The 14,699-nt window shown below is 64.0% G+C and carries 10 protein-coding genes; 7 read left to right on the top strand and 3 right to left on the bottom strand.

The features are described from left to right. Positions 1 to 244: 244 nt before the first annotated feature. Positions 245 to 1,228, bottom strand: coding sequence for a LysR family transcriptional regulator (locus F4827_RS27090; RefSeq protein WP_183729351.1), 984 nt, complete (start codon positions 1,226 to 1,228; stop codon positions 245 to 247). A gap of 208 nt (positions 1,229 to 1,436) precedes the next feature. Between F4827_RS27090 and F4827_RS27085 the strand changes: the two genes are divergently transcribed. From F4827_RS27085 to F4827_RS27075, 3 genes are all read left to right on the top strand, one after another. Then, positions 1,437 to 3,659, top strand: a complete 2,223-nt coding sequence (locus F4827_RS27085; protein ID WP_183729348.1) for an FUSC family protein — start codon at positions 1,437 to 1,439, stop codon at positions 3,657 to 3,659. A gap of 139 nt (positions 3,660 to 3,798) precedes the next feature. Then, positions 3,799 to 4,017 (top strand): hypothetical protein, encoded by a 219-nt coding sequence (locus F4827_RS27080; protein WP_167069575.1) that lies wholly within the window; start codon positions 3,799 to 3,801, stop codon positions 4,015 to 4,017. A 185-nt stretch (positions 4,018 to 4,202) separates the two neighbouring features. Further along, on the top strand, positions 4,203 to 5,735 hold the full coding sequence (locus tag F4827_RS27075; RefSeq protein WP_183729345.1) for an acetyl-CoA hydrolase/transferase family protein: 1,533 nt from the start codon (positions 4,203 to 4,205) through the stop codon (positions 5,733 to 5,735). 80 nt (positions 5,736 to 5,815) lie between these two features. On the opposite strand, the gene F4827_RS27070 is transcribed toward F4827_RS27075, so the two are convergent. Continuing rightward, positions 5,816 to 6,067, bottom strand: coding sequence for a GlsB/YeaQ/YmgE family stress response membrane protein (locus tag F4827_RS27070; RefSeq protein ID WP_183729342.1), 252 nt, complete (start codon positions 6,065 to 6,067; stop codon positions 5,816 to 5,818). Between the two features lie 213 nt (positions 6,068 to 6,280). After that, positions 6,281 to 6,988 (bottom strand): MgtC/SapB family protein, encoded by a 708-nt coding sequence (locus F4827_RS27065; protein ID WP_183729339.1) that lies wholly within the window; start codon positions 6,986 to 6,988, stop codon positions 6,281 to 6,283. Between the two features lie 241 nt (positions 6,989 to 7,229). Between F4827_RS27065 and F4827_RS27060 the strand changes: the two genes are divergently transcribed. The 4 genes from F4827_RS27060 (at position 7,230) to F4827_RS27045 (ending at position 14,685) form a co-directional block, all read left to right on the top strand. Continuing rightward, positions 7,230 to 8,318 (top strand): LysR family transcriptional regulator, encoded by a 1,089-nt coding sequence (locus tag F4827_RS27060; RefSeq protein ID WP_183729336.1) that lies wholly within the window; start codon positions 7,230 to 7,232, stop codon positions 8,316 to 8,318. Between the two features lie 327 nt (positions 8,319 to 8,645). Then, on the top strand, positions 8,646 to 11,846 hold the full coding sequence (locus tag F4827_RS27055) for an efflux RND transporter permease subunit (RefSeq protein WP_183729331.1): 3,201 nt from the start codon (positions 8,646 to 8,648) through the stop codon (positions 11,844 to 11,846). 38 nt (positions 11,847 to 11,884) lie between these two features. After that, on the top strand, positions 11,885 to 13,123 hold the full coding sequence (locus tag F4827_RS27050) for an efflux RND transporter periplasmic adaptor subunit (RefSeq protein ID WP_183729328.1): 1,239 nt from the start codon (positions 11,885 to 11,887) through the stop codon (positions 13,121 to 13,123). Positions 13,124 to 13,191: 68 nt separating this feature from the next. Then, on the top strand, positions 13,192 to 14,685 hold the full coding sequence (locus tag F4827_RS27045; protein ID WP_183729401.1) for an efflux transporter outer membrane subunit: 1,494 nt from the start codon (positions 13,192 to 13,194) through the stop codon (positions 14,683 to 14,685). Positions 14,686 to 14,699: the final 14 nt, after the last annotated feature.

Here is a 14,699-nt window from a genome sequence, read left to right as displayed (position 1 = left end):
GTCCCACCCCTTCCCATCCCGAACAGGACCGTGAAACAGCTCCACGCCGATGATAGTGCGGATTGCCCGTGTGAAAGTAGGTAATCGTCAGGCTCGTTATGCAGTACGTCCAGAACCCCGGTGTCTCCGAAAGAGAGCCGGGGTTCTGGCGTTTACGCGCGTGGAAAAATACGCGCTAAAGGAAGCGCAAACGAAAAAAGCCGTCCACAAGGGACGGCTTTTTGCATTTAAACAACCCGCCAAATCACTCGCCAGGCGTTGCCCGAGACGCCAGCGCTGCGGCATCGGCGAGCTGCTCTTGCGTGAGCTCTTCGAGCAGCGCCATATCGCGTGCAATCACCTGCGGCAGATGGGCCCGCAAAAACTCCACCCAGGTCTTTGTCTTCGCATCCACGAATTTGCGCGACGGATACAGCGCATACACATTGCTCTTCTGCAGAATGTGCTGCGGCAACACCCGCACCAGCGTGCCATTGCGCAGACCTTCGATCGCCGCATAAACCGGCAGCGTCCCGATACCCATCCCCTCGCGAATCGCCACTGCAAGCGACTCGGCGATATTCACCTGAACTGGACCATCCACGTGCATTTCGACGCTGCCGCCCGGGCCTTCGAGCGCCCACTCGTGCGCATCCGACGTCGGCGTCTTGAGAATCAGGCAGTCATGATGGGCCAGGTCGGCCGGCGTGCGCGGCGCGCCGTGCGTATGCACATAGGCCGGCGACGCGCACAGGATGCTGTACGTCGAACCAAGCTGATGCGAAACGAGATCCGAATTCGGCAACGAAGCCGCCGTCACCACCGACACATCGCTGCTGCCTTCGAACAGATCCGGGAGCCGTTGCGAGAGCGTCAGCTCGACCGTGACTTCGGGATGCAAAGCACGATAGCGCGAGATCGCCGGCAGCACATACTGCTGCCCGATACTCGCGAAGCTGTGCATGCGCAGCGCGCCGGCCGGGCGCTCGTGCGCGCAACTTGCTTCTTCTTCCGCACTATCCACGTCGGCGAGAATCTGCGCGCAACGCTTCAGATAGCGTTCGCCGGCGGGCGTCAACGCGAGCCGTCGCGTCGAACGGTTGAGCAGGCGCGTGCGCAGATGCGCCTCCAGTTCCGAGACGGCGCGCGACATGGCGCCCGTCGTTGAATCCAGCGATTGGGCCGCGGCGGTGAAACTGCCGGCTTCGACGACGCGGACGAACACCCGCATGTTTTGTAGCGTATCCATCAGACCTTCTTTAAGAACTTCTTGTTTGGCACGAAAACGATATTGTCCGCCTCGTGGGCCCCGGCATTGTTGAGTGATCTGGAACGGACGTTCCCTGCCGGTCCCGTTAATTCGCTTTATTGACGCTCCTACAATCGGCGACCTGTAGCCTGCAGCAGCAGTGCCCCCCGGGTAATCGTCGTAACAAACCGAGCGTAGTGCGTTTCCCATGAACCCGCAGCCAGCGATACGTCGTGTGACCGACCCGCGTCGTCGCGCCGTAGTGATTTGGCGCGCCGCGCGGCGCGCCCTGCGCGACTGGCAGGCCACTCACGGCGCGATCTGGCTGCATCTGTTGAAAACGGTGACGGCGGGACTGCTGGCGATGGGCATTGCGATGCTGCTGGACCTGCCGCAGCCGCGCATCGCGATGACCACGGTGTTCGTGTTGATGCAGCCCCTCTCCGGCATGGTGTTCGCGAAGAGCGTGTATCGCATCGTCGGCACCGCGGTTGGGATGGTCGCGGCGGTGGTGCTGGGGGCCGTGTTTATCCAGCAGCCCGAGCTCTATATCGCCGGGATGACGATGTGGGTGGCCGCCTGTACGGCGGCTGCCATGCGGAATCGGCATTTTCGTTGGTACGCGTTCGTGCTGGCCGGCTATACGGCTGCGCTGATCGGGATTCCCCTCGTAATGCAGCCCAATGGCCTGTTTCTCGCCGCGCTGGGGCGCGCAGCCGAGGTGGCTGTGGGGATTCTGTGTTCCGGGATCGTCAGCGCCGTCATCGTGCCCCGGCAGTCGGGCTCGGTGCTCGAACGCACCTTGCGCTCACGATATCTCGATTTTACTGCCTTCGCCGCGACCGTGCTGTCGGGCGGACTTGAAAGGGACGCATTTGAAGGGCGATTCGCGAAACTCGTCGACGAAATCGTCGGCTTCGAAGCCACGCGCGCTTTCTCATTTTTCGAAGATCCGACGATGCGCTCGCGCAGCCAGTTGCTCGCGCGCCTGAACGGCGAGTTCATGGACGCTAGCGCGCGCCTGCACGCGCTGCGCCAGTTGAAGAAGCGCTTGCGCTGGAGCGACGCGTCGATCGCGCCGCTCGCCCCCTTTTTCAATGAGCTTGCGTCATTGCTAGCCCAGCGTCCGAGCCTCAAGGAACCGGATCGCGCCTACGCCTTGCGGCTCGCGCAGGATCTCGAATCGTTCCAGCGCACGCTTCCGCGCCGGGTGCGCGAAACGCGTCGCCCGGTCGAAGCGGGTTCGTTCGACACGCTACAAGACTTCGACACATCAGCCGAACTGATTTACCGCTTCACGGCCGAGATCGCGCGCTACAGCCGCACCTGGGCGTCGCTGACCCAGGCGGGCCTGCCGCCCGAGCCTCGCGTCACACGCTACGTGCCGCGCACCAGTTGGTACGTGGTGGCCTTTACCTTCATGCGCACGGCGGTGGTGGTGGGGGCTGTCGGCTGGTTCTGGGTGGAAACCGACTGGCCGAGCGGCGGTCTTGCGATGATCGCCGCCGCGATTGCCTGTGCGCTGACATCATCGGCGCCGCGCGCAACCCGCATGGCGTTCCAGATGGCGGCGGGCGCGGCCTGCGCGGCGGTCGTTGGCTATCTGCTGATGTGCTACGTCTACCCGAACGTCGATGGATTCCCGCTGCTGTGCGCCGCGCTCGCTCCCGCGCTCGCATTGGGCGCGTTCCTGGCGACGCGCCCACGCATTGCCGGCTTCGGGGTCGGGTTCTCGGTGTTTCTGTGTCTGCTCGCGGGGCCGGATAACGTCATTGCCTACGATCCGGATCTGCTGATCAACAACGGCCTCGCGGTGGTCAGCGCGATGATCGTGGCCGCGCTCGCGTTTTCGGTGGTGTTCCCGCCGCACATGAACTGGCTCGTCGAGCGCATGTGCGGCGCGTTACGCGGTCAGGTCGTGCTCGCCTGCCGTGGCGATCTGCCCGGCATCGGGCAGCACTTCCAGTCCGGCGCGCACGATCTCATGCACCAGTTGCGACTGCTGCTCAATGCCCGCAAGCAGGCGCACCGGCGCGCGCTGCGCTGGATGCTGGTGACGCTCGAAGTCGGCCATGCCGTGATCGACCTGCGTCACGACGCCCAGAGCGCCGCATGGCTCGCCGATGGCGACAGCCGCTGGCGTCAGTCGCTCGAACGCCTGCTTGGCGATATCGCGCGGCTCTTCGAGCAGCCCGACGCCGCGCAGCTCGACCGTGCCCTCCAGGCTGTGCGCACAGCCACCTCGATCGCCCAGGAGACGCTCCCGCACGTCCACCAAGACCGCGAGCGCCGACACGACGTACAGCGGCTGCTGAGCCATCTCCACTTCATCCGTAGCGCATTGATCGACCGCGACGCGCCCCTTGGCGCGCATGCACGTCACGCTCGCCAGGCGCGCCGCCGCCGCGCTTTGCGTCTGCGCCTGTCCTGACGGCGCTCGAACGGCCTGCCTGCGCGATCTTGCCGCAGTCTGGAAAGATACCTTCCAAGCCGGCTCCTTAATCAATCCAGGCCCCGGTCATATAGTGGCATCACTGCTTCGGCAGTACCCGTTAGCACTGGAGAGTGAAATGAAGTCCCTGAAGATCGCTGTTGTTGCGTGTTCCCTGTTTGCCGCCGCCGCTGCTTATGCACAGAACGACGCCACGGCAGCGGGCGTCCCCGATCAGGTCGCCCAAAGCGCAGCGCAGCCTGCTGCTCAAGCGTCCGCGCACCGTGACGTGACGCCGGCAAAGAAAGACGAATGCGTCGGACCTGCCAGCTTCTGCAACCTTTATTTCGGTAGCTGAGATCGAGTAACCGCCCGCAATGTGCAGGCGCACGCTTGAAATTCTTGCCGCGGCGCCCTCCTGTAAGGCCCCGCGGCTTTGCGCATTCCGGCCGCAAAACTGTTTTGCTCAAGCCGTGATGCAAGGCCGCCAAAGCAAGACCTGAAAATGGCATCTGGCGATCAGAGAAGTTTGTGGAGACTTTGATGTACGAAGACCGAATCCGTTGTGCCGCTCTGCGCGGCAAGATCACCTCGGCGGCCGAAGCCGCTCAACTCGTGCGCAATGGCATGCGCGTCGGCGCCAGCGGCTTCACGCGCGCCGGCGACACGAAAGCCGTGCCCCTCGAACTCGCTCGCCGCGCGCGCGAGGAGAAGGAGCCGCTGCGCATCACGCTGATGACGGGCGCCTCGCTCGGCCACGACGTGGACCGCATGCTGACCGAAGCGGGCGTGCTCGAACGCCGTCTGCCGTTCCAGGTGGACACCACGCTGCGCAAGGCGATCAATCGCGGCGAAGTGATGTTCGTCGATCAGCATCTCTCGGAGACGGTCGAGATGTTGCGCGCGAACCTGCTCGGCAAGCTCGACCTCGCGATCATCGAGGCCGCGGCGATCACGGAAACGGGCGCCATCGTCCCCACGACTTCGGTCGGCAATTCGGCGAGCTTCGCGATTCTCGCGGAGAAGGTGATCGTCGAAATCAACCTCGCGCAGCCGCTCGGTCTCGAAGGCCTGCACGACGTCTGGATTCCGGGCCGCCGTCCGCATCGCGATCCGCTGCCCATCGTGCGCGTCAACGATCGCGTGGGCACCCAGGCCATCGAGATTCCGCCCGAAAAGATCGCCGCCATCGTCATCACCAACCAGCCGGACAGCCCCTCGACCGTGCTGCCCGCCGACGAAGAGACCGCCCGCATCGCCGCTCATCTGATCGACTTTCTGCAGCACGAAGTCAAGCACGGCCGCATGAGCGCGCAACTGCCGCCGCTGCAGGCCGGCATCGGCACGATTGCGAACGCGGTGCTGTCGGGTTTCGTGGATTCGCCGTTCGAAGCGCTGACGATGTATTCGGAAGTGCTGCAAGACTCCACCTTCGACCTGATCGACTCGGGCAAGATGGTGTTCGCCTCGGGCGCTTCGATGACGCTCTCCGCGTCGCGCCAGGCGCAAGTGCTCGCCGAACTCGACCGCTATCGCGACAAGCTCGTGCTGCGTCCGCAGGAAGTGAGCAACCATCCTGAAGTGATCCGCCGCCTCGGTCTGATCGCGCTGAACACCGCGCTCGAATGCGACATCTACGGCAACGTGAATTCCACGCATGTGGGCGGCACGCACATGATGAACGGCATCGGCGGTTCGGGCGATTTCGCGCGCAACGCGTCGTGCGCGATCTTCGCGACCAAGGCCATCGCCAAGGACGGCAAGATTTCGAGCATCGTGCCGATGGTGCCGCACGTCGACCACAACGAGCATGACGTCGACGTGATCGTGACCGAGCAGGGCCTCGCCGATCTGCGCGGCCTCGCGCCGCGCGAGCGCGCCACGCTCATCATCGAGCGCTGTGTGCATCCGCTTTACCGCGACCTGCTGCGCGACTACTACAAGGACGCGCAGAAGATCGGCGGACAGACGCCGCACAATCTCGCGAAGGCTTACGAGATGCATCTGCGCTTCAACGAGACCGGCTCCATGCTGCCGACGGTGGCGGACACCAACGAACTCGTGGCGAATGCTTAAGCGTCCTTTCTGACGCGCAGACATAAAAAACGGGAGCGCCGGCGACGGTGCTCCCGTTTTCTGTTTACCGCAACGTATCGCTACGCCCTGCGGAACATGCGGATCACGAACAGCAGGATGACCGCGCCGACGATGGCGGTGATGATCGAGCTGATGATGCCAGTGCCGATCTGGATGTGGAGCAGGCCCGCGAGCCAGCCGCCGATGAACGCGCCCACGATCCCGACGATGATATCGACGATCAATCCAAAGCCGCCGCCCTTGACGAGAACGCCTGCGAGCCAGCCAGCGATTGCGCCGATGATGAGCCAGGCGATGATGCCGTGTTCCATATAGAGGACCCCCCTCGTTGGTGTGAATTAATCACGGTGATTTGGAGCTTAGTCGAAGGGCGGGGTCGAGTCCACGAAACACGGCCAGAATTAACAGTTCTTGAAATCCGCCGCGCTGTGTTTCAATGAGTGCAACGATGGTGAAATGAATTCGTAAGGAATGCGAGGCGATTGCCGGTTTTGCCGAAACGGTATGCCGCGGCAAGCTTCACGTCACTCCGGCGAAACTTCCGTTTCCGCCGCCGTCCAGCTCACGCTGGAGACGCCTTTTTCCATGCTCAGGCGGCTCGCCATCAATTCGAGCTTGGGCTGATATTTCGGATGCAGGCGCACCGTGGCCGTCACGCGCAGGCGTTGTGGGTCGCCGGCGAGATCTTCGCTCGTGAGACTCTGGAACGAGAGCGGGGTGGAATACATCGAGTTCGAGAGCACGGTGCGAATATGGATCTCGTCCTCTTCGCGGCATACGACCGTCAGTTCGTAGACGCGTACGAGATCGGCATTCGAAATGGGCGACTGGTTGATGATGCGGCTCACCTCGCGCAACACGGTGTTGGTGAGCAGCACGACCGCCGTGCCCGCCACCGCCGGCACGTAGTGACCCGCGCCGCATAGCACGCCCACGGCCGCCGAACACCAGAGCGTGGCGGCGGTGTTGATTCCCTGGATGGAGCCCTTGTCGCGCATGATGACGCCGCCGCCCAGGAAGCCCACGCCCGACACCACATAAGCCGCGATCTGCGTGACGCCGCTGGTGCCATTACCCGTCAACACCCCGAGCGTGACGAACAGACACGCGCCGCTGGCCACGAGCGTAATGGTACGCAGGCCCGCCGTGCGTTGACGCATCTGGCGTTCCAGTCCGATGGCGACGCCGCAGGCGAACGCCGCGAGCAATCGCAAGGCGAATTCGTAAGTCATCGATCTGTCATGAAAACAGCAGGCGGCTCATTGGCTATCCTGCGCGAAACGCGTGTCGTTCGGGCGATCCGCCGTGCAGGTGGCGCGGTGGATCATACGCGGGACAAGGCGGCTCGCCAAGCTGACACACCTGCCATTTAGAAGTCAGCATCTGGCCACGGCCTCCAGGCGAGACTGGCGCCATAGAACTATCCACAATGAATGACGCCGGGAAGAGCAAGACGATGCAGAGGAGCCGCTGATGGACACGCTGCGCAATATGCGTATTTTCGTAAGAGTGGTGGAGTCGGGCAGCTTCACGCGCGCCGCTGCGAATGAAACGATGACAACGGCTCAGGTTTCGCGCGCCGTCACCGATCTGGAATCGCGGCTACGCACGCGCCTGCTGAACCGCACCACGCGGCGCATGTCGTTGACCGAAGCGGGCGAGCGCTATCTGCAAAGCTGCAAGCGTATTCTTGCCGACATCGAACAGGCGGAAGCCGAAGCCGGCGCCGCGCACGCGAATCCGGCGGGCAAGCTGCGCGTCTATGGCGGCACGAGTTTCGGCCAGCATTACGTGATGCCGCTGATCGCGCGCTACCAGCAACATCTGCCCGATGTCGCCGTCGATTTGACCATCGCGCAGGAGATGCCGGACATCATCGAAGAAGGCTACGACGTGGCCGTGGTGGTGGCCGCCGAGCTCGAGAATTCCGCGCTGATCTCGCAGCAGATTGGCAGCACTGCGGCCATCCTGTGCGCGTCGCCGTACTATCTGCGCACACGCGGCGTGCCGCAGTCGTTCGACGATCTGGACATGCACACCTGCCTGCATCTCACCGATGCGAGTCTGCCGGCCGGTCAATGGGTTTCCGAAGGCCCGCACGGCGAAACCTTCCGGCATACCGGCGTCACGCCCTTTCAGGTGAACAACCCCGAAGCGCTCGCGCTGGCGATTCGCGAAGGCATGGGCATCGGGCCGCTGCCGGTGCCCGTCGCGCTGCCGGGTCTGGCCGACGGTTCGCTGGTGCGCGTGTTGCCCACGCACCGCCTGCAGACGCTCAACATCTACGCGCTCTACGCGTCGCGCCGCTATCTGGACGCGAAGATTCGCACCTTCGTCGAATTCCTGCGCGAGAAGGTGCCGCTCGTGCTCGCCGAACAGGAAAGCGCGCTCGCAAGCTGCAATCTGCCGTCACGGCGCAGCACGACCACGCCGCCCACGCCATTACGGGAGGCGCGTCAATTGCACGCCGGTTCGAGCGCCAAAACACGCCCTCAGACCGATAAACACGAAAAGCGCGAGAGGGAGCGTCTGCGCCTCGTGGACCAGGCGCTCATCCAGTAAGCACGAACAGAAAAATACACGCGCATTGCATGCAGGTAGAGGTATCTCCGACGTTTGCTAACCATCGGCAAAGTCACGCCCCGTAAGCCGCGCCTTCAGAGACCGGCGAGGCTGGCAATTTCGCCATATTCGCGCCAGCAACCTGCCAGCGGGATTGCCTATGATGCGGCACCGTTTGATCGATGCGTAGTGCGTATTCATACGCATTCATGCGCATTCATGCGCATTCGTGTGTATTCCTGCGCATTCCCGCGCGTGCTTAAAGCGCAAACTGCAGGCGCATATTTCCTCTTGCCCGATTTCGTCTGATTTGTCCGAAACCGCCTCATGTGGATAGTCAACCTCGCGCTAAAGCGGCCCTACACGTTCATCGTGATGGCCATCATGATCGTGCTGGCCACGCCCTTTGTCTTGATGTCGATGGCCACCGACGTGCTGCCGAACATCAACATCCCGGTCATCAGCATCATCTGGTCGTACACGGGCTTTTCCGCGCAGGATATGGCCCAGCGCATCACCTCGGTCAACGAGCGCAGCCTCACGACCACGGTCAGCAATATCGAGCATATCGAATCGCAGTCGCTGCCCGGCATCGCCATCATCAAGCTGTTCCTGCAGCCGGGCGCGAGCCTGCAGACCGCGATCGCCCAGGCCGTGGCATCGGAGCAGGCGCAACTCAAGCAGATGCCGCCGGGCGCGACGCCGCCGCTCGTCATCAGTTATTCGGCGTCGAGCATTCCGGTGATCCAGCTCGGGCTGTCGAGTAAATCGATGAGCGAGCAGGCGCTCGCCGACATCGCGATGAACTTCCTGCGCCCGCAGCTCATCACGATTCCGGGCGCGCAGGTGCCGTATCCCTATGGCGGCAAGACGCGGGTGATCTCCGTCGATATCGACACCCGCGCGCTGATTTCCAAAGGCCTCACGCCCGCCGACATCGTCAATGCCGTGAGCACGCAGAACCTGATCCTGCCGACCGGCACCGCCAAGCTCGGCCAGACAGAATACCGCGTGGACACCAATGCGTCGCCGGACACCATCGCGGGCCTGAACCGCATTCCCGTGCAGACGGTGAACGGCGCGACCACCTATCTGGGCGATGTGGCACACGTACGCGACGGCTTCACGCCGCAAACCAATATCGTGCGTCAGGACGGCCAGCGCGGCGTGCTGATGTCGATCCTCAAGAGCGGCGATGCCTCCACGCTGCAAGTGGTGGGCAAGCTCAAGAGCCTGCTGCCGCAAGTGCGCACTACGCTGCCATCGGATCTTGTGATCCAGCCGCTGTTCGACCAGTCGATCTTCGTGTCGGCGGCGGTGCAGGGTGTGGTGCGCGAAGCGCTGATCGCGGCCGCGCTCACCGCGGCGATGATCCTGCTGTTTCTCGGCAACTGGCGCAGCACGCTCATCATCGCGGTGTCGATTCCGCTGTCGATTCTGTCGTCGATCATCACGCTCTACGCGCTGGGCGAAACCATCAACATCATGACGCTCGGCGGCCTCGCGCTGGCCGTGGGGATTCTCGTTGACGACGCAACGGTCACGATCGAAAACATCGAACGGCACCTCCATTCAGGCGCCGATCTGCACAGCGGCATTCTGGAAGGCGCAGGCGAAATCGCCGTGCCCGCGCTGGTTTCGACGCTGTGCATCTGCATCGTGTTCGTGCCGATGTTCTTCCTCACGGGCGTGGCGCGCTTCCTGTTCGTGCCGCTTGCGGAGGCCGTGGTGTTCGCGATGATCGCCTCGTACATTCTCTCGCGAACGCTAGTGCCGACGCTGGCCATGTTGCTGTTCGAAGGCCACGATCCTTCGGCGCATCCGCAAAAGAATGCGCGCGTGTCGGTGTTCACGCGGGTGCATCAGCGCTTCAATCATGGCTTCGAGCGCGTGCGCGCGAATTACATCGCTTTGCTAAGCGTTCTGCTGGCGCGGCGGCGATTCTTCGGCGTGTCGTTTCTGTCGTTCTGCGTGCTTTCGCTCGGCCTCGTGTTTTTCGTGGGACGCGACTTCTTCCCCGCGGTCGATGCCGGGAATATCCGCCTTCATATGCGTGCGCCAACAGGCTACCGTATCGAAGAAACGGCGCGTCTCGCCGATGAAGTCGAGCGCACGATCCGCACGGTCGTGCCTGCCGATCAACTGTCGACCATCGTCGATAACCTCGGCCTGCCGTATAGCGGCATCAATCTCTCGTACAGCAACTCGGGCACGATGGGCACGCTCGACGGCGAAATCCAGATCGCGCTCAAGCCCGACCACGATCCTTCGCACATCTACATCGACAAGCTGCGAACGGTGCTGCCGCAGCGCTTTCCGGGCGTCGAATTCTTCTTCCAGCCCGCCGACATCATCACGCAGATCCTGAACTTCGGTCAGCCCGCTGCGATCGACGTGCAGGTGGTGGGTTCCGATCTCGGCAAGAACATGACGCTCGCGAGCACGCTGCTCAAGCAGGTGCGTCAGTTGCCGGGCGCCGTCGATGCGCACATCGAGCAGCGCAACAACGAACCCGCGCTGATGCTGGCAATGGATCGCTCGCGCATGCAGCAATTGAATTTGAGCCCGCAAAACGTGGCGCAGGATGTGCTGATCGCGCTGTCCGGCAGTTCGCAGACCTCGCCCGCATTCTGGGTCAGTCCGCAGAGCGGCGTGGAATATCCGCTTGCCGTGCAGACGCCGCAGTATCGCGAAGCGTCGCTTAACGAAGTCATGGGCACGCCTGTTTCCGCGCGCGCGGGCAATGCCGCCGCGCCGCTGCAACTCGTGAGCAATCTCGTACAACTCAAGCCGCACGACGGCCCGGCCATCGTCACGCACTACAACATCCGTCCCGTGATCGACGTGCTGGTGAGCGTGGAAGGCAGCGATCTGGGCGCAGTGGGCGCGCAGATCGACGAAATCATCAAGAAGGTCCAGGCGCACGCGCCGCGCGGCACCACCGTGACGATGCGCGGCCAGATCGACACCATGCGCTCATCGTTCATCGGGCTGGGCGTCGGCATTGCGATGGCCGTGGTGCTGGTCTATCTGCTGATCGTGGTGAACTTCCAGTCGTGGGCCGATCCGCTCATCATCATCAGCGCATTGCCGGCGGCGCTGGCGGGCATCGCGTGGATGCTGTTCATCACCGGCACGCATCTGAGCGTGCCCGCGTTGACTGGCGCGATCATGACCGTGGGCGTGGCGACCGCCAACAGTATTCTGGTGGTGTCGTTCGCGCGCCAGCGTCTGGCCGATGGCGCGACGCCGCTGGCCGCCGCGCTCGAAGCGGGCGCCACGCGGATTCGCCCGGTGCTGATGACGGCCTTCGCGATGATGATCGGCATGGTGCCGATGGCGCTGGGACTGGGCGAGGGCGCGGAGCAGAACGCCCCGCTTGGGCGCGCCGTGATCGGCGGGCTGCTGTTCGCGACCGTCTCCACGCTTTTGTTCGTACCACTGATGTTCGCGACGGTGCATTCGCGACTGGCGCATCGCGCGCAGGCAAAGCAGGCGCGCCGTGCACAGCGCCGCAACGACCGATGATGCATAAGCCAACGCTGACGAATTTTCTGGCCGACGACATGAACGAACCCCACCACCATTCTTCTCTCGACATCTCCGTGGGCGGCGATCAGGGCCTCGACGTGCCCGCGCGCGCCCAGGCGGGCCGACGCGCGCGCCTCGCGGTGATCGTGATCGCCTTGCTGCTGGCGGCGGGCGCGGCGCGCACGATCGTCTCGAACCTGCTCAACGCCCACCATCTCGCCGATGTCACGAAGCAGAACGCAAAGCAGTATGTGAGCGTCGTGCAACCGGTCCCAGCGGGCGCGGACGGCCGCATCGTTCTGCCCGGCACGCTGCGCGGCTACGTGGAAGCGCCGATCTACTCGCGCGCGACCGGTTACGTGCTGAAGTGGTACGCCGATATCGGCGCGCACGTGCAGCAAGGCCAGTTGCTCGCCGAAATCGACACGCCCGAGATCGATCAGGAACTCGCGCAGGCGCAGGCGCAGCGCGATCAGGCGGCTTCGACGCTAGCGCTCGCGAGGACCTCGCTCGATCGCGCGCAGCAGTTGCGCCAGCGCGACGCGGTCTCGCAACAGGAACTCGACGACCGCCAGGGCGCGTACAACCAGGACGTCGCCAACCTCGCCGCCGCCGACGCCAATGTGCGGCGTCTTCAGCAGACCAAATCGTTCCAGCGCATCGTCGCGCCGATCACGGGCGTGATCACGCAACGCAATGTCGATATCGGCGATCTGGTGAACGCGGGTAACGGCGGCGCGGGCCGCGCACTGTTCGCGATCGCGCAGTCCGACCCGTTGCGTCTCTATCTGGATGTGCCGCAGACTTACGCGCCGCAAGTGGCCGTGGGCCAGCACGTGAGCGTGAGCGAGCAGGAATTGCCGGGCGTGGTGTTCGACGGCACCGTCACGCGCACTGCGCAGGCCATCGACATCGCCACGCGTACGCTGCAGGTGGAAATATCGTTGCCGAATCACGATGGAAAACTATTGCCCGGCGCATACGTGCAGGCGGCGTTGCAGACCGATTCGAAGGGACTCCTGACGGTCCCCGGCAACACGCTGCTGTTCCGCGCGGAAGGCCCGCGCCTGGCGGTCGTGGATGCGAACGGCAAGATCAGGCTGAAGCCGGTGGAAATCGCCCAGGACCTCGGGCAGACGCTGGAAATCAGCCGCGGGCTGGAGCCGGGCGATCACGTCGTGCTCAACCCGGGCGATTCGATCGCCGATGGCGATACGGTCGTCGTGGTCGCGCCGCGGAAGGGCGGGGCCTCCGCGCCGCGAGGTACGACGTGAAGGCCGTGCGAATTCCTGCGCAATCTAAGCGTGCAACGCTCGTTACCGCTGCGCTGGCAACCTTGGCGATGCTGGCCGCCTGCACCGTCGGCCCCGATTATCACGCGCCGCAAACAGCCAGCCCCGCCGCGTGGCAGGTCGATCCCGCCGATGCCTACTGGCACAGCGCGCAACCTTCGCATGCGCCGCTCGATCCACAATGGTGGAAGGTATTTGGCAATACCGAGTTGAACGGCCTGGAAGACGCCGCGCTGGCGGAAAATCAGACGCTGCGCGTGGCCGTGGCGCACTACGCGCAGGCGCGCGCGACGCTGGGATCGGTGTCCTCGCAACAGGCGCCGCAGGTGGCGCTCGACGGCAGCCTCGCGCGCGAGCGCATCTCCGCGAATCGCCCGCAGACCACCTATGTGACGCCCAATATGTCGACGGTGCAGAACGACATCAAGGTCGGGCCCACCATCAGCTACGAACTCGACCTGTTCGGGCGCATTCGCCGCATGGTGGAGTCGGCGCAGGCCTCGGCGCAGCAAGCGGGCGATGACCTCGCCAACGCGCGTCTCGTGCTGAGCGCCGAACTCGCGACCGATTACTTTGCGCTGCGAGAACTCGACGATGAAATCGACGTGCTGAATCGCTCGGTAGCGCTGCAACAGAAAGCGCTCGATTTCGTCACCGCGCAACACGACCTGGGCGCGGTTTCGGGGCTGACGCTGCTGCAGCAGAAGGCGCAACTCGATGCCACTAAAACCCAGTTGCATCTGCTCGAAAACCAGCGCCAGCAGGACGAGCACGCGATTGCCGTGCTGATCGGCAAGCCCGCGCCGGAATTCGCGCTTGCGCCGCACGTCACGCCTCTGCCGACGACCGCGTTGCCCGCCGGACTGCCCAGCGAACTGCTGCAGCGCCGCCCCGATGTGGCTTCCGCCGAACGCGCAATGGCCGCAGCGAATGCGCAGATCGGCGTGGCGCGCTCCGCCTACTTCCCCGACATCACGCTTTCGCCCACCCTGGGCTGGGAATCGACGCGCTTCAGCAATCTCTTTACCGCGCCCAGCCTGCTCTGGTCGTTGGGCGCGAGCGCCGGCGAGGTGCTGTTCGATGGCGGCAAGCGCGCGGCTGGCGTGGACTACGCACAGGCCGGTTACGAATCGGCGCAGGCCTCGTATCGGCAAACCGTGCTCACGGCCTTCCAGGAGGTGCAGAATGCGGTGACCGGGCTTTCCGTGCTCGATCGCGCCTCGACCGCTGGCCAGGCCGCCGTGGACGACGCGCGCCAGGCCTTCGATCTCGCCAACGACCGCTATCAGGGCGGACTCGTCGCCTTCATCGACGTGCTCAATGCCGAGCAGCAATTGCTTGCCAGCGAGCGCCAGGAGGTGCAGATTCACGGACAGCAGGCCGCCACGGTGGTATATCTGGCGAAGGCGCTGGGCGGCGGCTGGAGCGCGGACGATCGCGCGCTCGCCTGCAGCATGGGCACCTGTCAAAAAGTGCCGGCGAGCGGCGCGCAAGGCAGTCAGGGCACGCAGAACACGCAAAACGCCTCGCCCGGACGCGGCTAAGCGCAACACAAATA

Source organism: Paraburkholderia bannensis (genome assembly GCF_014200455.1).
In the GTDB taxonomy this organism is placed as follows: Bacteria; Pseudomonadota; Gammaproteobacteria; order Burkholderiales; family Burkholderiaceae; genus Paraburkholderia; species Paraburkholderia bannensis_A.
This window is presented reverse-complemented; position numbering and strand designations above follow the sequence as displayed.

What these genes read in the sequence shown, in the direction of transcription:
- F4827_RS27090 (WP_183729351.1), bottom strand. Translation starts at nt 1,228, where the DNA reads ATGGATACGCTACAAAACATGCGGGTGTTCGTCCGCGTCGTCGAAGCC.
- F4827_RS27085 (WP_183729348.1), top strand. Translation starts at nt 1,437, where the DNA reads ATGAACCCGCAGCCAGCGATACGTCGTGTGACCGACCCGCGTCGTCGC.
- F4827_RS27080 (WP_167069575.1), top strand. Translation starts at nt 3,799, where the DNA reads ATGAAGTCCCTGAAGATCGCTGTTGTTGCGTGTTCCCTGTTTGCCGCC.
- F4827_RS27075 (WP_183729345.1), top strand. Translation starts at nt 4,203, where the DNA reads ATGTACGAAGACCGAATCCGTTGTGCCGCTCTGCGCGGCAAGATCACC.
- F4827_RS27070 (WP_183729342.1), bottom strand. Translation starts at nt 6,067, where the DNA reads ATGGAACACGGCATCATCGCCTGGCTCATCATCGGCGCAATCGCTGGC.
- F4827_RS27065 (WP_183729339.1), bottom strand. Translation starts at nt 6,988, where the DNA reads ATGACTTACGAATTCGCCTTGCGATTGCTCGCGGCGTTCGCCTGCGGC.
- F4827_RS27060 (WP_183729336.1), top strand. Translation starts at nt 7,230, where the DNA reads ATGGACACGCTGCGCAATATGCGTATTTTCGTAAGAGTGGTGGAGTCG.
- F4827_RS27055 (WP_183729331.1), top strand. Translation starts at nt 8,646, where the DNA reads ATGTGGATAGTCAACCTCGCGCTAAAGCGGCCCTACACGTTCATCGTG.
- F4827_RS27050 (WP_183729328.1), top strand. Translation starts at nt 11,885, where the DNA reads ATGAACGAACCCCACCACCATTCTTCTCTCGACATCTCCGTGGGCGGC.
- F4827_RS27045 (WP_183729401.1), top strand. Translation starts at nt 13,192, where the DNA reads ATGCTGGCCGCCTGCACCGTCGGCCCCGATTATCACGCGCCGCAAACA.